The sequence below is a fragment of the Collinsella sp. AM44-11 genome, assembly GCF_003467145.1.
In the GTDB taxonomy this organism is placed as follows: Bacteria; Actinomycetota; Coriobacteriia; order Coriobacteriales; family Coriobacteriaceae; genus Collinsella.
This window is the reverse complement of sequence record NZ_QSFE01000002.1, coordinates 198,436-218,441: the sequence shown is the minus strand read 5'-3', so window position 1 is coordinate 218,441 and position 20,006 is coordinate 198,436. Positions and strand designations below refer to the sequence as shown.

Annotated in this window: 18 protein-coding genes; 8 read left to right on the top strand and 10 right to left on the bottom strand. The window is 61.3% G+C overall.

Annotation, left to right across the window (positions count from 1 at the left end):
- Window positions 1-13: 13 nt before the first annotated feature.
- From DW943_RS02345 to pckA, 4 genes are all read right to left on the bottom strand, one after another.
- Window positions 14-868, bottom strand: coding sequence for a DegV family protein (locus tag DW943_RS02345; protein WP_117862063.1), 855 nt, complete (start codon window positions 866-868; stop codon window positions 14-16).
- A gap of 119 nt (window positions 869-987) precedes the next feature.
- Window positions 988-1,437 (bottom strand): MarR family winged helix-turn-helix transcriptional regulator, encoded by a 450-nt coding sequence (locus tag DW943_RS02340; RefSeq protein WP_022093866.1) that lies wholly within the window; start codon window positions 1,435-1,437, stop codon window positions 988-990.
- A 169-nt stretch (window positions 1,438-1,606) separates the two neighbouring features.
- Window positions 1,607-2,326, bottom strand: a complete 720-nt coding sequence (locus tag DW943_RS02335) for a B3/4 domain-containing protein (protein WP_117862062.1) — start codon at window positions 2,324-2,326, stop codon at window positions 1,607-1,609.
- A gap of 227 nt (window positions 2,327-2,553) precedes the next feature.
- Window positions 2,554-4,224, bottom strand: coding sequence for a phosphoenolpyruvate carboxykinase (ATP) (gene pckA, locus DW943_RS02330; RefSeq protein ID WP_199572734.1), 1,671 nt, complete (start codon window positions 4,222-4,224; stop codon window positions 2,554-2,556).
- Window positions 4,225-4,603: 379 nt separating this feature from the next.
- Here pckA and DW943_RS02325 point away from each other — a divergent pair, with 379 nt between their 5' ends.
- A complete protein-coding gene (locus DW943_RS02325) occupies window positions 4,604-6,178 on the top strand; it encodes a lipopolysaccharide biosynthesis protein (protein WP_233543576.1) in 1,575 nt (524 codons plus the stop codon).
- 355 nt (window positions 6,179-6,533) lie between these two features.
- Here the strand turns inward: DW943_RS02325 and DW943_RS02320 are convergent, their stop codons facing one another.
- A complete protein-coding gene (locus DW943_RS02320) occupies window positions 6,534-7,373 on the bottom strand; it encodes a metallophosphoesterase family protein (RefSeq protein WP_089572054.1) in 840 nt (279 codons plus the stop codon).
- A 253-nt stretch (window positions 7,374-7,626) separates the two neighbouring features.
- Between DW943_RS02320 and DW943_RS02310 the strand changes: the two genes are divergently transcribed.
- The 3 genes from DW943_RS02310 to DW943_RS02300 all read left to right on the top strand — a co-directional run bounded on the left by DW943_RS02310 (window position 7,627) and on the right by DW943_RS02300 (window position 11,815).
- Window positions 7,627-9,228: a potassium/proton antiporter gene (locus DW943_RS02310; RefSeq protein ID WP_089572058.1), complete on the top strand. Its 1,602-nt coding sequence runs from the start codon at window positions 7,627-7,629 to the stop codon at window positions 9,226-9,228.
- A 226-nt stretch (window positions 9,229-9,454) separates the two neighbouring features.
- Window positions 9,455-10,579: a 3-phosphoserine/phosphohydroxythreonine transaminase gene (gene serC / locus DW943_RS02305; RefSeq protein ID WP_117862061.1), complete on the top strand. Its 1,125-nt coding sequence runs from the start codon at window positions 9,455-9,457 to the stop codon at window positions 10,577-10,579.
- Between the two features lie 72 nt (window positions 10,580-10,651).
- Window positions 10,652-11,815 carry a phosphoglycerate dehydrogenase gene (locus DW943_RS02300; protein ID WP_117634994.1) on the top strand — a complete coding sequence of 388 codons (1,164 nt, stop codon included), beginning with the start codon at window positions 10,652-10,654 and terminating at the stop codon, window positions 11,813-11,815.
- Between the two features lie 347 nt (window positions 11,816-12,162).
- Here DW943_RS02300 and DW943_RS10635 read toward each other — a convergent pair whose 3' ends face one another.
- Window positions 12,163-12,711, bottom strand: a complete 549-nt coding sequence (locus DW943_RS10635; protein ID WP_233543574.1) for a hypothetical protein — start codon at window positions 12,709-12,711, stop codon at window positions 12,163-12,165.
- Between the two features lie 655 nt (window positions 12,712-13,366).
- On the opposite strand from DW943_RS10635, the gene DW943_RS02290 reads away from it, so the two are divergent.
- Both DW943_RS02290 and DW943_RS02285 read left to right on the top strand, forming a co-directional pair.
- Entirely contained in the window at window positions 13,367-14,587 is a 1,221-nt protein-coding gene (locus DW943_RS02290) for a M20 family metallopeptidase (RefSeq protein WP_117862059.1), read from the top strand.
- 39 nt (window positions 14,588-14,626) lie between these two features.
- Complete coding sequence (locus tag DW943_RS02285; RefSeq protein ID WP_117758349.1) at window positions 14,627-15,307, top strand: DUF1015 family protein; 681 nt, start codon at window positions 14,627-14,629, stop codon at window positions 15,305-15,307.
- Between the two features lie 131 nt (window positions 15,308-15,438).
- Here the strand turns inward: DW943_RS02285 and DW943_RS02280 are convergent, their stop codons facing one another.
- The 3 genes from DW943_RS02280 to DW943_RS02270 form a co-directional block, all read right to left on the bottom strand.
- Window positions 15,439-16,074: a histidine phosphatase family protein gene (locus DW943_RS02280; protein WP_117862058.1), complete on the bottom strand. Its 636-nt coding sequence runs from the start codon at window positions 16,072-16,074 to the stop codon at window positions 15,439-15,441.
- Between the two features lie 17 nt (window positions 16,075-16,091).
- Window positions 16,092-16,634, bottom strand: a complete 543-nt coding sequence (locus tag DW943_RS02275) for a histidine phosphatase family protein (RefSeq protein WP_055252053.1) — start codon at window positions 16,632-16,634, stop codon at window positions 16,092-16,094.
- A gap of 81 nt (window positions 16,635-16,715) precedes the next feature.
- A complete protein-coding gene (locus tag DW943_RS02270) occupies window positions 16,716-17,387 on the bottom strand; it encodes a nitroreductase family protein (protein WP_117563980.1) in 672 nt (223 codons plus the stop codon).
- 233 nt (window positions 17,388-17,620) lie between these two features.
- On the opposite strand from DW943_RS02270, the gene DW943_RS02265 reads away from it, so the two are divergent.
- Together DW943_RS02265 and DW943_RS02260 are read left to right on the top strand one after the other, a co-directional pair.
- Window positions 17,621-18,223 carry an HdeD family acid-resistance protein gene (locus tag DW943_RS02265; RefSeq protein ID WP_117583774.1) on the top strand — a complete coding sequence of 201 codons (603 nt, stop codon included), beginning with the start codon at window positions 17,621-17,623 and terminating at the stop codon, window positions 18,221-18,223.
- On the top strand, window positions 18,224-18,706 hold the full coding sequence (locus DW943_RS02260; protein WP_117563982.1) for a DUF188 domain-containing protein: 483 nt from the start codon (window positions 18,224-18,226) through the stop codon (window positions 18,704-18,706).
- Window positions 18,707-18,870: 164 nt separating this feature from the next.
- Here the strand turns inward: DW943_RS02260 and DW943_RS02255 are convergent, their stop codons facing one another.
- The gene (locus DW943_RS02255) at window positions 18,871-19,959 is read right to left on the bottom strand and encodes a putative manganese transporter (protein WP_117862057.1); all 1,089 of its coding nucleotides are present in this window, start codon (window positions 19,957-19,959) and stop codon (window positions 18,871-18,873) included.
- Between the last annotated feature and the right edge of the window lie 47 nt (window positions 19,960-20,006).

Sequence of the window (20,006 nt, the reverse complement as noted above, 5' to 3'; positions counted from 1 at the left end):
TTTGACCGGAAAGCTAGTTGGCGGGGCGGAAGAAGGCTACGGCTACGGCACCGGGGCCCACGTGGGTGCCGATGGTGGCGCCAATGGTGTGGATGGGCAGCTCGCTCTCGGCATGGCCGGCCCACAGCGCGGCGCTGTCCTCGATGTACTTCTTGAGCACAGCGTCCGAAAGGCCCGTATAGCCCAGCGCCAGCGGCATGGAAAAGTCGATGCCGCCTGCCTTTTCGACCTTTTGGTTGAGCAGGTTACGGCCGTTCTTGGAACCGCGCGCCTTGCCCAGCTGCACGATCAGACCGTCTTCGGCGGCTACAACGGGCTTCACGTTGAGCAGCGTGCCCACGGCGCCGGCCGCAGCAGACAGGCGACCGCCGCGCACCAGATACTCCAGCGTCTCGAGCAGGCCGATAACCACCACGCGGTCGCGCACGGCCTCGACGGCCGCCGCGATCTGGGCCGCACTACGGCCCTCGTCCACCAAGCGCAGCGCATACTCGACCAGCACGCGCTCGCCCAAGGTCACGTTATTGCTGTCCACGACGAACATGTCGCCGCCCGGCGCCTCGGCAAGTGCCGTACGAGCACTCTGGTTGGTGCCCGAGAGCTTGGCACCCACGGTAATAATCACGGCCTCATCGCCGGCCTCACGCGCTTCGGCAATCGCCTGCGAAAAGGCGTACGGGTTGACCTGACCGGTCTTGGGCAGTTCATCGCGCTCCACAAGCATCTCGTAAAAGCGCTGGTGATCGATGTCGACGCCATCCATATACACATCGGTGCCAAAGGTGACGGACAGCGGCAGAACACGCAGAGCGGGGTGCTCCGCCGGCGACATATCGCTTGCGGAATCGGTAATAATGCGGACGGACATAACGAATCCTTTCTTGCGCAGGTCTCGCGCAGGGAATTTTGACAGCAATGTCCCGGCACGGCGTACGCGCTCATACGGGACGATGCAGTTCTTGGCTGAAAGCTAGCGCCAGCGCGGCTCTAGATCTCGCGCAGGGTGTTGAGGATCGTGCGCAGCGATGCATACATCTGCTCGCGCTGCTCCACGCCCATGGCCTTGCCGGTGGTATCGAGCACCTCGCGAATGATGCGATCGGCCTCGCTCATGCTCTCGCCGCCCAGGGCAGTCAGGCGCACCGGAGCACGATACTTGACGGCCGCATCACCCGAGTCGTCGACCTCGACGTAGCCGCCCTCCTCCAGATGTGCCAGTGTGCGCGAAACGGCGGCACGGGTAACGCCGGCCATGCGGGCGAGGTCGGCGCCAGTCAGGCCGTCCTTGCTGCGCTCAAGATAGTACAGGCACATAACGTCGGAGCCCTTGAGGCCCAGCCTTGCGCCTTCGGACGTCTTGATACGCTGAATCTCCTTGTAGAGGCCGCTGATCAGTCCGACAAAGTCCTCAAAACGTGTCTCGTCGTTCTGCTGCATGGTGACGACCGCCTTTCGCTTACATGATGCTAACGGGTAAACATCTTAGCCGCACAAGGCAACACCCGTACCCAAATATCCCATTTGTTAACCCATCAACATAAAAACCACCACAAAGGGGACAGGCACCTTTGTGGTGGTTTGGGACATCAATAGGTTCTAGGCGCCGCTACAGCTCCACGCAGGGATTGTCGCGGGTCACAAGCGTTTTCACGACAACCGTCGCTCCCAGATAGCGCTCGAGCAGCTCGGCTAAGCGATCGATCGCGGCCTGGCAATCCCCCATCCGCTCGGGCTCCACGCACTCAATCGCCAGGAAAGCATCGACCGAATCGTCGGACAGGGCCGTTCGAACGCCGTCGCGCCAGTTCCAGCAGCGGCATACGGCGCCCGCATCATCGATGTAGGCGAGCTCGCCGGGCAGCGTCGGGTCATCTGTCTCCTCGCCAAGCGGCAGAAATGAATCGCCACCGTCGGTCACCTTCAGGCAAAGGTCTCCCTCAATCGCGTGCAAATCCTCGCCGCCTACGGGCAGCGCGTAGGACAGCGACACCGTGTTGTAGATGTCCACCGCGGGCGTAATGTGGCCCACCGGCTTTCCTTTGAGCACGCGCTTGAGCAGGTTCTCAATTGAGCAACGCGCGCCCTTCTTGGTCTTGAATAGGCGATATGCCTCGCGCCATGCCTTAACCGGCGCATTCTCGCTGATGGTATCACTCGTCAGGTGACGCTCCGCATCGATATTGGCGCGGTCGAGCAACGCGGCAATCGCATCAACGTCCTCTTGAGGAATCTGAGCCGCGGGCTTCATGCCCTTTACGACCACAACACCGACAGCCGCCTGCGGAAATAGCTCCCAAAACGAATCCTCGGCAACGAAACTCTTCATGTGCTCTCCCTTCATAGCATGCGCCCGAGCCCGGGTGCCTAAACAAAAAGCGCCCTTACGACGGCCACCTTCAAAGTCCTACGGTGCCGCCACAAGAGCGCTTACGCTGCCCCCATCCGGAGAAGGGGGCGATATGTCAGGCGTATTGTAACCCGAGTCATTCGCCCAAGCAAAACCGCCACAAAGGTGCCTGTCCCCTTTGTGGCGGATATGGACTCGCGGCGACGCTAGTGGCGAAGTCCCAGCAGGCCGTGGCCGCGATGACGGGCGTCGGCGTGCACCTGAGCATGCGGACCGGCGGCCTTGACGGATTCGGGCAGGTGCGAGTACTTCTTCTCGAAGTTCTCCTCGAACATCACGGCCAAGTTGTGCGCGGCCTCGTCGTAGCGAGCGGTGCTCTGCCAATACTGGCGCGGCACCAGGATGCCGTCGGGTACGCCGTGGCACGTGGTGGGAATGTCGACGTTAAAGATGTCGTCGTGCACGAACTCGCTGTCCTCGATGGTACCGTCGAGGGCGCGGGCCACCAGGGCGCGCGTGTAGGCAAGCTCGATGCGATGACCCACGCCGTAGCCGCCGCCGATCCAGCCGGTGTTGACCAGGTACACACGCGTGCGGCCGTCGGCGATGCGCTCACCGAGCATCTTGGCATAGACCATGGGGTCGAGCGGCATAAACGGCTCGCCAAACAGCGAAGAGAACGTGGGCGTGGGCTCGGTGACGCCGACCTCGGTGCCGGGGATCTTGGCCGTAAAGCCCGTCACAAAGTGATACATGGCGGCGTCGGCCGTCAGGCGCGAGATGGGCGGCAGCACGCCAAAGGCATCGCAGGTCAAAAACAGCACGACGCTCGGAGTGGTGCCCATACCCTTGGTCCACGCGTTGGGAATGTGCTCCACAGGGTAGGCCACGCGCGTGTTGTGCGTGACCGAGACGTCATCGTAGTTGGGCTTGCGGCTCTCGTCGAGCACCACGTTTTCGCAGATCGCGCCAAAGCGGACGGCGTTGAAGATCTCAGGCTCGTGGAACGCGTCCAGGCCCTCGCATTTGGCGTAGCAGCCACCCTCGATGTTGAAGATGCCCATGTCGGACCAACCGTGCTCGTCGTCGCCGATCAGTAGGCGCGTGGGGTTAGCCGAAAGCGTGGTCTTGCCGGTGCCAGACAGGCCAAAGAACACGGCGGTCTCGTGCGTGACAGGATCCATGCTGGCCGAGCAGTGCATGGGCAGCACGTCGTCCTCTACGGGCAGCAGGTAGTTCATGACGCTGAAGATGGACTTTTTGATCTCACCGGAGTAACCGGTGCCGGCAACCAGAATCACGCGCTCCTGGAAGTTGATGACCACGGCGGCGCTGGAGTTGAGGCCCTTAATGGCGGGATCGCACTGGTAGCCGGGAGCGGCGAGCACGCAAAAGTCCGGCTCACCGGTGCGCGCAATTTCGCGAGCGAGCGGGCGAGCGAGCATCTGCTTAATAAAGAGCGCCTGGCTGGCACGTTCGCAGGCGACAAGCAGGCGACGTGTATGGTTGCGATCGGCACCGGCCATACCGCGCGTGACGAAAACATCGCGCTCGTTGAGGTAGTTGACGATACCGGCCTTGATGGTCTCGTAGCTCTCGATCGAAAGCGGTCGGTTGACGGCGCCCCAGGCGATCTTGTCGTGCACGTCGGGCGTGTCGACGATAAAGCGGTCATTGGGGGAACGACCAGTGCGCTCCCCCGTCTCGATCACCAGCGCGCCGTTGGATGCCATGCGGCCTTCTTCGCGGCGGATAGCGTGCTCGACGAGCTCCGCGGCGGGTAGATCGACCAGCAGACGGGGCTGATTCTCGGCGGGATCTTCGACCAGCGTAATACCAAAGTTGGACAAAACATCTGCAGGGGTAACACCAGGCATGGGGCCTCCTTTAAAAACGCGACACGAGGACACGACGCGCACTTTACTCACGTAAAGCCCGTTGTACCCGATATGCAAAAACGTTTTTGCGGCAAGGGCGGCAAGCCCGCCCAACGGTCAAAAATCGCAGGCAAGCGGCCTAGTCATTGGGGACGTTTTTAAACGACTAATCGTTGGGGACACTCTTGAACAGGCAACAACCAAGGAGCGTCCCCGGATGCCGGCACTCGGGGACGTTCCTAAAGTGCCGGCACATAAGGAACGTCCCCGAGTGCCGGCTACTGAATGGCGCCGCCGAAATTATCGAACAATCTGTTCAAAAACACGAACGAACACCGTCGCGTCTATACTAGAGCGCAGCAATAGAAAGGACTCCGCTTTGAGCATCACGCCCATCGATAGCATTCGCCGCGCCATCGCCCGCCGCAATGGCGTCGCCGACCCCACCGTATCGGACGGGGCGCACGGGCAGGGCGGACGCATCGAGAACGGCCTGTTCCCCGCATCGCACACCGCCGAGGAGCTCGCACGAATCCAAGAGCTAAGCCAGCGTAACGCCGGCGGTCCCGACAGCAGCCAGGCCACACGCCGTCGCCGCGAGCGCGATCGCCAGCCCGGCCCCATCCACCGCATGGTCAATGCCTGGTGGAACCGCCTGCTCGGAGCCGTCTACGGCGGCGGCTTCTCCACGCAAGAAGCCGAGTACGAAGATCACGCCACCCGTCGCGACTACCTTTGGAATACCCTGGGCACCGCCGTGTGGGGCATGGTGTTTCCGTTGCTCACCATCGTGTCTACGCAGCTCGTGGGCGCCGAAGAGGCTGGCAAATTCTCCATCGCCTTTGTCACCGGCACGCTCATAATGATCGCGTGCAACTACGGCGTGCGCAATTTCCAGGTCTCGGACATCGACGAAAAGACGTCCTTTGCCTCTTACCAGCTCAACCGCTGGATCTGCGGAGCGCTCGCGCTGGCATGCGGCCTGGTATACAGCAGCGCCCGCGGCTACGATGCGCAGATGGCCACAATCGGCCTGGGCGTCTACCTGTATAAGGCGATCGACGGCATTGCCGACGTGTACGAGGGCCGCCTGCAGCAGGCCGACAAACTCTACCTGGCCGGCATGAGCCAAACGCTACGATCCGTCGGCGTCATCGCGGTCTTTAGCGTGGCACTGTTCCTCACGCGCAGCATGCCCATCGCCGCCATGGCCATGGGTGTCACCGCCATCGCCTCGCTCGTGCTGGTCACCGCGCCGCTCGCCCTGCTCGAAACCGAAAAATCGCGCCGCGTGAGCCTGCGCGAGGTCGGTCACCTGTTTATCCAGTGCGCCCCGCTTTTTGGCGCGCTGTTCCTGTTCAACCTTATCGAGAGCATGCCCAAGTTCGTGATGGAAGGCACGCTGGCCTACAAGTATCAGCTGTACTTTAATGCCCTGTTCTTTCCGGCGCAGGCTATTTTGTTGAGCATTGGATTTATCTATAAACCGCAGCTTCTGCGTTTGTCGAGCATTTGGGCTAATCCTCGCAAGCGTCGTCGCTTTGACCTGATTATTGTTGCCGTTATGGCACTGATCGTGGTCATCACCAGCGTGTGCGCCGCATTTATGGCAGGTCCCGGTATTCCCCTCATGAGCTTCATGTACGGCCTCAATTTTGAGCGCTACCGCACGCTGGCACTGCTGATGGTTGTCGCCGGCGGCGTCACCGCGGCCATCGACTTTCTCTACGCCATCATCACGGTGCTGCGCCATGCCGGCGACGTCACCAAAATCTACCTGATCTGCTTCGCCGTAAGCGTAGTGCTGCCGGTGATCCTGATCAACCTGCTGGGTCTGATGGGCGCCGTGGTGAGCTACCTAGCCATCATGGCCCTACTCCTGGTGCTGCTGATTATCGAATACGCCCACATCCGCCAACGCATCGAGCGCGACCGCAACCCGTACGGCGCCTAATTGGCGCAATGGGGGGTCTCGTTGCGGACGATTTGCGACACGCAAAACTAAGTGAGTAGACTTTTGCCGAATCCCTGACCACACCGGCAAAACACAAGTCAGTGACCTGCGGTTTTGTTGAGGCAAATTTGCCGGCTGCTCGGCATTTCCAAAAAAGTCTACTCACTTAGCCAGCGGGCAGCCAAAAAAGAACCGTCGCAACGTCGTTTGACTCCGTTGCGACGGTTTTTCGAGCATTTTCGCACTGCCGAGGACGCAGACGTTCCTCATTTCTCGCGCTTACCGAGCAAGAAGGCGCTATTCTCCGAAAGTAGTCAAAAAAGCTCCGTCCCAAATTAGCTACCCTTTGCACCGATTATTCGCCTGGGTTGATATTCGCGTAGAACTCCGCGCCATCATCCAGGCGCAGGATCCCGACGCGGCCGAACTCGGAGCCGGTGGCGGCGGCGCAGTCGATATCGATACGATCGGGCACGCCGGCGGTATCCTCGCCACCCAGGCGCACAATCTGCCCGCGGCCCGACTCCTCATCAAGCCCCGCCAGGCCGCCAACCTCGCAATAGCGCCCAAGCGACACCGTGGGCGTGTGGCCGCTCACCACGACCGGACCCTCGCCCTCGGCAGAAAGCAGTCCCGTCGGCGCATCCCAATAGCCGTGACGAATCCACAGCAGGTCATCGGACGACTGCACCGCGAGCATCTGCTGCAGCAGCTCGCGATCGGCACCCACCGCTCCGACGCCATCGGCACAATCGACGCCATGCTCAAGTAAAAACGCGCGCGCCGCCTTCATCTCGATTCCAGCATGTACCAGCAGATACGGGCGCTCCTCGGTCTCGGCCACCGCGTAGAGCGGCAGCGCGGCCATCCATCGCACGAGCTCCTCGTATGCCTCAAATTCCATGTCGTTGAGCTGCTCGCGCGTCGTCCAGCCACCGTTGATATCCCAGGTCTCGGCATCGAGCGGATCCTGGCCAATGATGGCATCGAGCATGATCTGCTCGTGATTGCCCTTGAGCACGTGGGCGTTGGGCAGCGAGCGCACGAGCTTAATAACGCCGACCGGATCGGGCCCGCGATCGATCATGTCGCCCAACACGTACAGCGTGTCGTCGGACGTCAACGAAATCTTGGACAGGGCCTCGTCAAGCGCACGCACGTGCCCGTGAGCATCAGATGTCACATAGATCGCCATGGTACGCCTCTCCTTGCATTGCGGCCAAAGCCCGGCGCCGCAACTAAAACTTCAAGTTGAACTTAAACGTTACCCATTGTACTCCGTTGCAATAAAGCTGGAAAGGGTTTCCGAGCAGAGGCAAAGACGGCAGCCGTCTATGACGATATCGCGCACGCCCGCAATCCAACCCCATAAACCCACCATCTTTGGGTACAAATAACCGCAGACAACTAACCGTGCCACGCCAACCACCCAGGAGCGGACACCATCCATGAACCAGATCCTTCTTTTTATCGGCCTCGTCATCATTTTGTGCCTGACCATCAAACCCGTCGGCAAAAAGCTCCCCTTCCCCACCCTGCTTATCTTTATCGCGCTCGGCATGCTGCTGGGCGTCAACGGCCCGGCGCATATCGACTTTAGCGACTACGCACTCACCGAAACCGTCTGCAGCACGGCGCTATTGTTCATCATGTTCTACGGCGGCTTTAACACCAACATAGACCGCGCCAAGCCCGTCGCCGCGCCGGCGGTGCTGCTGAGCACGCTCGGCGTCGTCATCACCGCAGGCATCACCGGCGTGTTCGCCCACTTTGTGCTGGGCTTCGACTGGATCGGCGGCCTGCTGCTGGGATCGGTCGTGGCGTCCACCGACGCGGCCAGCGTCTTTAGCGTTCTGCGCGAGCACAGCCTTTCGCTGAGGGGCGGCACCGACTCGCTGCTCGAGGTCGAATCGGGCTCCAACGACCCCGTCGCCTACATGCTCACCGCCGTGCTCGCGACCCTCGCGGCGGGCGGCAATATCGACATTCCCGTGCTGCTGACCAAGCAGATCATCCTGGGCGTGGGGTTGGGCCTTGCCATCGGCTGGACATCCAGCCGTCTGATTGAGCGCGCACACGCAACGGCCGAAGGCGCGCAGACCATCTTCTTGTTCGCCGTGGCCATCGTCGCCTACGCGCTGCCGAGCTACCTGGGCGGCAACGGCTTTTTGGCCGTATACCTTGCAGGCATTGTGCTGGGCGCAAGCGACATCACCGGTAAGGTCGAGATGGCGCACTTTTTTGACACCCTCACCGAGATGGCCGAGATGACCATCTTCTTTTTGCTGGGCCTGCTCGTCACGCCCGCGCGCCTGCCGCAGATGCTGCTGCCGGGCCTGGCGCTCATGGCGTTTATGCTCTTTGCGAGCCGCCCCATCGCCGTCTGTCTGCTGCTGGTGCCCTTTAAGACGAACCCTCGCCAGGTTGCACTCGTAAGCTGGGCGGGCTTGCGCGGCGCGGCTTCGGTCGTCTTTAGCCTCTTTGCCATGGTAGCCGGCGTTCCCGGCGGTCACGACCTGTTTGACCTGGTGTTTGTGATTGCCGTATCGAGCATTGTGGTGCAGGGTTCGCTACTGCCGGCGGTGGCGAAGAAACTCGATATGATCGATGCGGCCGGCGACGTACGCCGCACCTTTAACGACTACCGCGACGAGGACGGCATGTCGTTTGTAAAGCTCAAGGTGGGCGCTGGCCATCCGTTTGCCGGACGCTCGCTCGCGGACATTGGCAGCGCCACAGACATGCTCGTGGTCTTGGTGCTGCGCGACGGGGCGCACCCGGTACTGCCCAACGGCGATACCGTCATCGAGGAAGGCGACCTTCTGGTGATGGCAGCCCCAACGTTCGAAGAGCGTGCCGAGGTTACGCTGCGCGAGGTCACCGTGACGCCCCACGGTCGCCTGGCCGGTCAGCGCCTGCGCGACGTGCCGCAAGGCAAGCACCCCTTTATCGTGGTGATGCTCAAACGCGACGGCCAAACGATCATCCCCGACGGCAACACCCTCATATACGCCGGCGACGAAGCCGTCATCGCCACGCTGGCGTCGTAGTGACCAGGGGTTAGCTAATTTGCGACGAAGAAATCAAGCGCCTAGAGAACCTCATGCCTTCGCTCGCAGATTTGGATTTGCCCGAGGAGTAAAGCACCCCTCCCCCATGTAACCATCCTGTAAATCATAGCGGCGCACTCGGGTTTTGCTGTGATTCGGTCGCGCCTGACGCTCCACTGTGCTAAAGTATCCCGAACGTTCAAACGACTACGAGGGGAACTAGAAGATGGCACGTGTGCACAACTTCTCAGCTGGCCCGGCCGCGCTGCCTACAAGCGTGCTCGCCGAGATCGCCGACGAGATGATGGACTACCGCGGTTGCGGCATGTCCGTACTCGAGATGAGCCATCGATCTAGCATGTACCAGCAGATTATCAACGACGCCGAGGCAACCCTGCACCGTCTGCTGAGCATCCCCGACAACTACCGCGTCCTGTTTTTGCAGGGCGGCGCCACGCTGCAGTTTGCGGGCATCCCCATGAACCTCATGCGCCGCGGCCGCGCCGGCTACGTCGTGACCGGCAACTTTGCCAACAAGGCGTACAAGGAGGCCGCCAAGTACGGCGAGGCCGTGCTGCTCGCGAGCTCCGAAGACACCAACTTCGACCGCATCCCCGACATGGCCGACATCAACGCGCGTATTGCCGCCGAGGCCACGGGCGACGGGCTCGACTACGTCTACATCTGCCAGAACAACACCATCTTCGGCACCATGTACCACGAGCTGCCCAACTGTGGCGATGTGCCGCTGGTCGCCGATGTCTCGAGCTGCTTTTTGTCGCAGCCGCTCGACGTCGAGCGCTACGGACTCATCTACGCCGGCGCTCAGAAAAACGCCGGCGCCGCGGGCGTGACCGTGGTCATCGTGCGCGACGATCTCATCGCAGATGGCCCCGCCTTTGCGCAGACGCCGCAGTACATGGACCTTAAGACCCAGACCGCCAAGGGCTCCATGCTCAACACGCCTAACACCTTTGGCATCTACGTATGCGGCAAGGTGTTCCATTGGGTGGAGCAGACCGGCGGGCTCGCAACCATGGCCGAGCGCAACTGGGCCAAGGCCAACCTGCTCTATGACCTGCTCGAGCACAGCGAGCTGTTCCATGGCGCCACGCAGGCCGACAGCCGCTCCATCGCCAACGTCACCTTCCGCACCGGCGACGCCGAGCTCGACGCGGCCTTTGTCGCAGGCGCGGCCAAGCACCAGATTCAAAACGTCAAGGGCCATCGCCTGGTGGGCGGCATGCGCGCCAGCGTCTACAACGCCGTAACCATGGAAGACGTGCAGGCACTTGCCTCGTACATGAAGGACTTCGAAGCGCAGCATAGTTTGAGTCCGCGATCTAACTAGCCCGCAACGCGCGGGCCGACCAGCCATCTCAAACCACCCTGTTTAGATCAAAACCTGCTAAGGAGTTTTTCCATGCGTAAGATTAAGACTATCGACGACATCACCAAAGACGGCAAAGTCGAGTTTGGCGAGGGCTACGAGTTTGTGGGCACCGCCGAGGAGGCCGACGCTATCCTGATGCGCTCCACCGACCTGCACGGCTACGAGCTGCCCGAGGGCATCCGCGCCATCGCCCGCTGCGGCGCCGGCGTCAACAACATCCCCGTCGAGGAGTACGCCAGAAAGGGCGTCGTCGTCTTTAACTCCCCCGGTGCCAACAGCAACGCCGTCAAGGAGCTCGTCCTGGGCATGCTGGTGCTTTCGAGCCGCGGCGTCGTGCAGTCGATGAACTGGGTGCGCAACAACGCCGACGACCCCGAGATCCAGGTCGATGCCGAGAAGGCCAAGAAGGCCTTTGTGGGCCGCGAGCTCAAGGGCAAGCGCATCGGCGTCATCGGCCTGGGCAACGTAGGCTCCAAGGTCGCCAACGCCTGTGTCGACCTGGGCATGGACGTTTACGGCTACGATCCGTTCATTTCCGTCGAGCACGCGTGGGTGCTGAGCCGCGAGGTGCAGCGCGTGGGCACGCTCGAGGATCTGTGCCGCGGCTGCGACTACCTCACCGTGCACGTGCCCAGCAAGGCCGATACCATCGGCATGATCAGCACCGAGCAGATCGACCTGCTGGCCCCGGACGCCGTGCTCATCAACTACGCGCGCGAGACCATCATTGACGAGGACGCCGTCGACGCCGCCCTGCGCGCGGGCAAGCTCAGCTGGTTTAGCTGCGACTTTGCCACACCCAAGACCGTCAAGATGCCCAACACGTTTATCACCACGCATTCGGGCGCCGGCACCGGCGAGGCCGAGGCCAACTGCGCCGACATGGCCATCAGCGAGCTCAAGGATTACCTGGAAAACGGCAACATCGCGCACAGCGTCAACTACCCCGCCTGCAGCATGGGCAAGGCGCGCGCCGCAAGCCGCATTGCCTGCCTGCATGCCAACGTGCCCAACATGATCGGCCAGATCACGGCCATTCTCGCCAAGGACAACGCCAACGTGCAGCGCATGACCAACGAGTCCGCTGGCGAGAACGCCTACACCATGTTCGACACCGATGAGCACCTGGACGGCAGCACGATCGAGGCACTTAAGCAAATTCCGTCGATGTATCGTGTGCGCGTGATTAAATAGCGCCGGCGCCAATCCTGCCAGACAGACCACGAAGCCCATTCGGCCCCCGTTTTCACGAAACGGGGGCCGATTTTGTTGCTCCGGACGACTTTAAAATGATACCCAGAACAAGTTTTTTCAGATAATCGATAGTGAGGCTCAAGTCGCTAAGCACACCCGCTTTGATAAACAGCTTTATCAGGGACTTTAGTAGGTAAAAATCGATCTCTATGTGCCGAATGTAAGTTGACTGTCCATTTTCCGAAACAACTTATTCTAGATAGCATTTTTAAGGCCCCTCCAAGGCGAAATATAAGTCTTTTTGTGACCAAAACTCTAGTCCGCGCGACCGTTTTCCACCCGCGCGGCTACATTCCTGCCCAATCGATAAAAATCTCCTCACGAAGCCGCCGTTCGAGCTCCTGCTGTCGCGGCATCTTGTCTTTCAGCGGCACATCGAGATAGGACATGATGAGCTCCATCACCACGCGGAAGGCATCGGAGTCGGCCAGCTGACCATAGGTGATCAGAATGACGGGATATCCCATCGCTTGCAGCGCCGTCGTTCGATCGGAGTCCGAAATCTTGGATTCAATGGATCCGTGAATGGCTTTACCCTGGCATTCAACCAGACACTCTCGGCTGCCGTCCTTATTTGCCAGCAGGATATCGGCATAGCGCCTATCAAGCCCCGAAATCAGGCGGGCGCTGCGCGTCAAGCGAATCTCGACGTTATTGGTAAGGCGCAGCCCTTCGCCGCCGCGCAACCTCGTAAGGCCAAACAGCATCGAAGCCTGGACCTCGAGCGGCGATGCCGCCACCCCCCTAATGCACTTCGCGGCGCGTGTGAACGATTTAGCGCCGCGGAGCCCCTGGATCTTATCGACGTACTCTGTAAGCTCAGAGAGCTCAATCAAGGGAGGTCGTTTCCACAAGTCCGTTGGATTCCCCGAGACATCCTTTACGTTTTCCCAGCCCGACCGTGCGTCACTCCACCGGCTCCCATATGCCTGCACAAGTGTCGACTTTACCTGAGGCGCAATCTTGCACACGGCGAAGGTGCCGCACATCTCATACATGCACATGATCAGACGCTCGTTTGAGACCGAGGAAGCCAGGGACAGCAGGGTAAAGAGTGGGGACGCGACATCGAGGCCAAACTCTGTCTGCCGCACGAAATCAAACGGCCTCTCCCCGTTCCAAACATGCCTGACAATGCGATCGCCCTTACGCCCGCAGCCGCCCTGCGCCAAAACGTGTAACGGGGTGCCCAGGAAATGCGCGACGAGCGGATGCTCGCAAAGGCGCTCCCTGCGCGGATCGTCCGCAGAATCGGGCAGGTCCGGCATTATCGCCAAAACCTGTGGAGGTATCCGGTGATACCGAAAGGCAGATATGTCGCACAGCATGTCGTCCATAAAGGCTACGTACCCACCGCGCCGTTTGTAAACCCGCTCGGACGGCAAACGCGCTGGCTCGGCCTGCGAACGGTAAATGCTGCTGCGCGCGCGTCGCGAATCTCTCAGGAGGCTTACAATCGGTTTGGAAAGCAGACTGATTGTGAGGTTGCATATGGTTGATGAGGACTTTGCCTGGCGGCTTGCTCAGGAGCTCGTGCGGATCGACAGCTCAGACCCGGGCGCGTATGAGGATGAAATTGAGCGGTATATCAAAGCGCTGGTTGAGGCTCAGCTGGAGCGGTTGAGTCATCCGGTGCTCCATGCCGTGCAGGTTGAGGAACTCGAGGTGCTCCCCGGACGCCGCAACCTTATGATTACCATACCGGGCGTGAGCGACGAGCCGCGGCTGGTCTATATCTGCCACATGGATACCGTCACCTTGGGCGACGGCTGGGATACAGGCATTCCGCCGCTCGGAGCAATCGTGCGTGACGATAAACTCTATGGCCGCGGTGCCTGCGATATGAAGGGTGGCCTGGCCTGCGCCATTTCCGCACTGTTCCATACGCTCGAGCGCATGACGGCAAGCGGTGAGCTGCCCCGACGTGGCTTTTCGCTCATCTGCTCGGTCGACGAGGAAGACTTTATGCGTGGCTCCGAGGCGGCCATTGATGCCGGCTGGGTCGGTTCGCGCGAATGGGTGCTGGACACCGAGCCCACCGACGGACAGATCCAGGTGGCGCACAAGGGGCGCACATGGTTCGAGATTGAGATGGCAGGCGTCACGGCGCACGCGAGCCAGCCTTGGAAGGGCGCCGACGCCGTCGCCGCCATGGCAGAGGTCGTCTGCGCGTTGCGCCGCGCGTTCATGGCGCTGCCCGTACACGATGAGCTGGGGCCATCGACCATCACGTTTGGACAGATCGAGGGCGGCTACCGCCCCTATGTCGTGCCCGACCATGCCAAGGTCTGGGTCGATATGCGCCTGGCCCCGCCGACTGATACGGCCGCCGCGACGCGCATGGTAGAGCAGGCCATCGCCGGCGCCGAAGCCGCGGTCCCCGGCTGCCATGGAAGCTATACCGTGACAGGCGACCGCCCCGCCATCGAGCGCGATCCAAGCTCTCCCCTTCTGGCTGCACTCAAGCGTGCCGCCGATGACGTGACGGGCACAGACACGACCGTCGGCTTCTTTACCGGCTACACCGACACTGCCGTCATTGCCGGCAAGACAGGCAACCGCAATTGTATGAGCTACGGCCCCGGCTCGTTGGCGCTCGCGCACAAGCCCAACGAGTATGTGCCCCATGCCGATATCGTTCGCTGCCAAAACGTGCTCATCGCGCTTGCCGATAACACGCTCTGGGACGCAAGCGGCCAAGTTGGGGCATAATAAGCCGCGAACAAACCGACTCGCGCGTTAGGACCGCCCATGAAAGCACTTCCGTTTCCCTGCATCCGCCCAGCTCAGGACCGCGTGCTCGAGGCGCTGCCTGCGATGGGCGGTATCCTGAGCGGCAACGACGCCCTGCGCGGCGCCATTGCTGACGGCCTAATGCTCAAGGATCCAGGCGCGGCGTATTACGTGTACGAGTGTTCGGGAGAGCTGGGACGCGTGACGGGCGTTGTGGCAATTTGCCCGGTTGGTGTACTGACGGACGACAACGCGTCCTCCGCAGATGCGGCCGCAGCCGCCCGCGCAATCGCTGAGCTTAAGGTGCAGCCTCGCCCTGTAACGCTCGCCTACGAAGCCTCGCCCGTCATGGATATCATCCTCGGCGCCGCCAAAGAAGGCGCGTCGCTCTATGCCGTCACCGACCCCGCCGGCATTACGCACCGTGTGTGGGAGGTCAAGCGCGAGGACGCCGTTGCTGCCATCCGTGCCATGCTCGATCAGGCACCCGACCCCGTGTTCGCCGGTGACTCCGCCTATGCCGCCGCACTGGCTGGGGCATCGCAGATTCTGGCCGATGAGGCCCGTGCCGCCGGAACGTACACCGGCAAAGAGCCGTTCAACTTTGCCGTAGCTGCGCTCTTCCCCGCCGCGCAGGTCAGCGGCGGCGCGCCGCAGGTTCCGACGGGTCTGCTCACTCACCAGATCTCACGGTTCTAGCGGACTCAAACGCGAAGCTGGAAAACCCAGCATCCAAACAAACAAGGGGCGGGGATGCAATGCCCGTGCATGCATCCCCGCCCCTTTCGCATCAAACAATTTCGCCGGCAAACCGCGCCGCAACGCCAGCGCTACCCGCGCTGCGGGCCTACTGCCGCTACAAGCGGTTCAAGCCCCAGCTCGCGCGCGTAGTCTTCCTGCGTAAAGACTTCGACCAACTCAAACGTGTCGGATTCGTCGTCAAACGCAAAGTGCAGCACCGAGCAGTTGCCCGGCACGCGATCGCGCTCGTCGGCCGCCGCACCCTTCACGTGATCCATAAACTCCTTGATAGCCGAGCCATGGCTTACCGCGAGCACACACGTATGGTCCGGACGCTGCATGAGTTCGGTCAGCGTCGCCACCATGCGCTCGCGCACCTGGATCTGGCCCTCGCCGCCAAATTGACGATAGAAATCGCGCCACGGGCGCTCGGGCATAAGCATCACGCGCTCGGCCTCAAAGTCGCCAAAGAACCACTCACGCAGGCCGTCCAGGCGCTCGTACGCCAAGCCCGGCCACAAGTTGGCGATAGTCTGCTCGGTGCGATGAAGCGTGGAGGTGTAGGCATGATCGGGCTCAATGCCGCGCGCACGTAAAAACATGCCGGCGCGCGCCGCCTGGTCGCAACCCAACTGCGTAAGCGGCGAGTCACTCCACCCCTGAATGATACGCTTAAGGTTGAATATCGTCTGTCCATGACGGACCAGATACAGATCTTTATTCATAGGGGTCCTTTCGTTCGTTACCAACCCAAGAGCGAAAACGCCCCGTCGCAATAGCCAAAATGAAGCACGGCACCGTTGTCGGGTAGCTCTCCCCCGCCAGTCACATACTCAAGAAACTCCTGGCAGGCTGAGCCGTGGGAAACCGCCAGCACGCAGTCGTGCTGCGGCCGGGCCATAATACGGGACAGCGCCGCGACCATGCGCGACTGAAGCTGCACTTCCGACTCGCCGCCAAAGGCCACCGGATAATCGCCCCAGGGCTGCGGCGGCATCTCGCGATTTGATGTGCCCTCCAGCGAGCCAAAATGCCACTCACGCAGGTCATCGACCAGCTCAATGGAACGGCCCTCGCCAACGATAAGCTCGGCCGTATGCCGCGCCCGGCCCAACGGCGAGGAATACACATGATCAAAGGCCACGCCACGCGCCGCAAACGCCGTACGCGCCGTCAGCGCCTGCTCGCGCCCGCGCGCCGTAAGCGGCGAATCGTGCCAGCCCTGCAAAATGCTCTGCACATTGAGCTCAGTCTGCCCATGCCGCACCAAATACAGATCTGCCACACGCTCTCCCCTCGTACCACCACAAAGGGGACAGCACCTTTGTGGTGGTTTACCGTCTGATCACGCCGCGGTGACGCTCAGCTACACCAGCACGTCGGCGAGCGGGCGCTTGGGTACGTGGTGCACCTGCGCATCGTCACGCCAGTAATTAATTGAGCCGTCGGGGTTGGAATCGATCGCATCGATCATCTGCGTCTCGGCCGGCACGCCAAAAGCCATGATCAGCTTGAGCTCATACTTGTCGTTATCGAGCCCCATAGCATCGATCGCGTGGGGCGTAAAGGCCTTGAACATGCAGGCTGCCACCTCGGGCGTGGCGCTGCGAGCGGCGAGCATCATCGTCTGCGCGGCAATGCCCGTGTCGACCTCGGTGATGGGCGCGGCGGGCTTACCCGGAACAGCGCGCTCGGCAAGAATCGCGATGTAGCCGGTCGGACGCTCGCCCTCGGCAGGACCCGACCAATCCTTAAGCGCGCCGGCCCATGCAAGCTCATCAAATACACGCGCGCAATCCTCGGCACCGCTCACCACATGAAAACGCAGACGCTGAGCATTGGCGCCGCAGGGAGCCAGGTGCGCCAGTTCCGCCAGCTCGAGCAAAAACTCGCGCGGCACGCGCATGGACTCGTCAAAACGGCGGCACGTACGGGCGCGGCGGACCAGCGCGTCAAACGTGTCCAGGCCAAGCTTTTCGCAACCCTGCTTTGCCATCGACTCGGCGCTTACCGGCGCCGCGGGAACAGCTTCGTTCATAAGACCCCCAATAAAAGCCAATTGTTCTTAAGAAAATCTAACCTAAAACGTAGGCAATTACACACAGCGGCGCAATGTTCCACACCTGTTGAATATTCCGCATCCAAACGGGAACAAAGGTAACAATTCGGGAAGATGAGGCTCCCATTCGCCCTTCCCGCCCCACGCGACGGCGCCCTTGGGCGATACTGGTTGCAAGAGCTACGGCTTACGCCGCACGGAAAGGAGACATCATGGGCATCTTTAAGAACGATGACAAGCAATCGAGCGCGTTTGGATTTGACGAGAAAAGCATGGCAGGCAAGGCCGTCAAGGCCGTGCGCTGGATTTACGCCATCACGGGCGTCTTGGCGCTCGTCGCCGGCATCGCACTGCTGTTTGCGCCCGCCAAATCCCTCGTCTTCCTGACGACCGTCTTGGGCATCTACTTTGTGATCACGGCCGCGATCAGGCTGTTTACCGCTGTTTTCGAGCCGCTGCTGCCCACCGGCTGGCGCGTTACGAGCATCATCTCCAACCTGCTCATCATTCTGGGCGGCGTCATAATCCTGCGCAACCAGGCCTTCTCGACCGCGACGCTCACCACGCTCGTGGTGGTCGTCGCCGGCTTTGGCTGGATCGTCGAGGGCGTCATGTCGATTCTGGAATCCGAGCTTTCCGCCAACCGCGCCCTCGCCATCCTGAGCGGCGCGCTCTCCATCATCGCGGGCATGTTCGTGTTTATCTATCCGCTGTGGTCGGCCAAGATGCTCGTCATCTTTAGCGGTGCCGCGCTGCTGGTGTTTGGCGTGACGCTCATTGTTCGCGCCATTCAGTTTGGCAAACTGGTGCGCTAGATGCCAAAGACGCTCTTTATTGATGCCGACGCCTGCCCGGTCACGCGCGAGTCGATTGACTGCGCGCGGCGGGCGGGCGTCGCCGTTGTTATCGCCGGCAACAGCACGCAAAACCTGGAACGGCACATTCGCCGCGACGACCCGCGCGATGCCGAGCACGCGCGACGCGGCTTTTGGGTCACGACGCTCGACGTGAGCGTGGGCGCCGACAGCGCCGACTTTGCCATTGTCGAACGCCTGCAGGCGGGCGACGTGGTCGTGACGCAGGACATTGGCTTGGCGAGCATGGTGCTCGGGCGCGATGCCGCCGCTATCGGTGTGCGCGGGCGCGTCTACGACAAAGCAACCATCGACATGCAGCTGTTTATTCGCCACGAGGAAAAGAAGGTACGCCGCGCCGGCGGACGCACTCGCGGTCCGGCAGCATTTACCAGCGAAGACCGCGCCCGCTTTAAACGCAACCTCACCGAGTTGCTGCACTAACCAAGGTAGATTTTTGAGACATGCCTAAAATCTACCTTTTTGTTTTGAGCGGTGTGAGCGCTCGGAATCCATGGCTCAACAAAAAACGGGCTTCAAAATGCCATGCGTCGCCGCATTGCGCAGGCGCTGAGCATGGCTATTTGAAGCCCATTTTTTAGGCCTACTTAGAGGCCAACGGCGGAGAGGATGAGGCCCCAGCCAGCGCCGATGACGTACATCATGATCAGGAACACGGCATTTTCGCGGGCGCTGCGGTTGGTGCGGAACAGCACCAGATAACCCACGCCGGCGGAAATGAGCGTGCCGGCGAGCATCGGCGCCAGTTGCAGCGCGCCTTCCAGATACAGCTGTGTAATGACCACGCTCGCCGAGCAATTGGGAATCAGCCCGACAAGCGCCGAACCCAGGACAGCGAGTGTCTCGTTGCCGCGCAGGAACTGCTCGATCGCGGACTCGCCGAACGTCTCGAGCACGGCGACCGGAATCAGCGTCACCAGAAAAATGAATACCGAGACCTGCACGGTGTGCGAGATCGCACTGCGGATGATCGACAGGACAGGCGTCCCTTCGTGGGAGTGAGAGTGACCGTGACCATCATGGTGTTCATGTTCGCCCTCATGACCGTGATCGTGGCCATGTCCGTGTTCGTGCTCGTCCTCGTCTTCATCACAACCGCAATGGTCGCGCTCGCACAGCTCGTGGATGTGGTCGGCGCTCACGCCTGCCTCGGCCACCTCGTCGATGATGTCACCGCCGCTGTGGTCGTCGTGCGCGCAGTTCACGTGGGCCGGGTTGGCCGCGGTTCCCAGCACGGTACGGCGAATCGCCGCGTGCGCGCGGGCGTTACGGCGCAGGCCGCGAATGGCAGCGTCCACGATAAAACCCGTGACCAGTGCGATCAGCGCTTTCGAAGCCAAAAGCATCGCCATAGTCTGCACGGGAACCTGCTCGGCAAGCAACAGCGGCAGCATCTCATCGGAGGTCGAAAGGAACACCGCCACCAACGTGCCCAAGGTCACGACACGGCCGGCGTACAGCGTTGCTGCCATGGCCGAAAATCCGCACTGCGGCACCATGCCCAGCAGCGAGCCAACCACGGGACCCGCAGCGCCGGCGCGCTTGATAGCGCCGTTGACGCGGTCGCCCGCAACGTGCTCAAGTGTCTCGAGAGCAAGATACGTCACCAACAAAAACGGCACCAGCGACAGCGTGTCCTTGCCGGCGTCGAGCAGAATATCAATCAGTAAATCCATGACGGATGGAACCTTTCGTGTCTTTCGGCAGCATTGTAAAAGTCCTA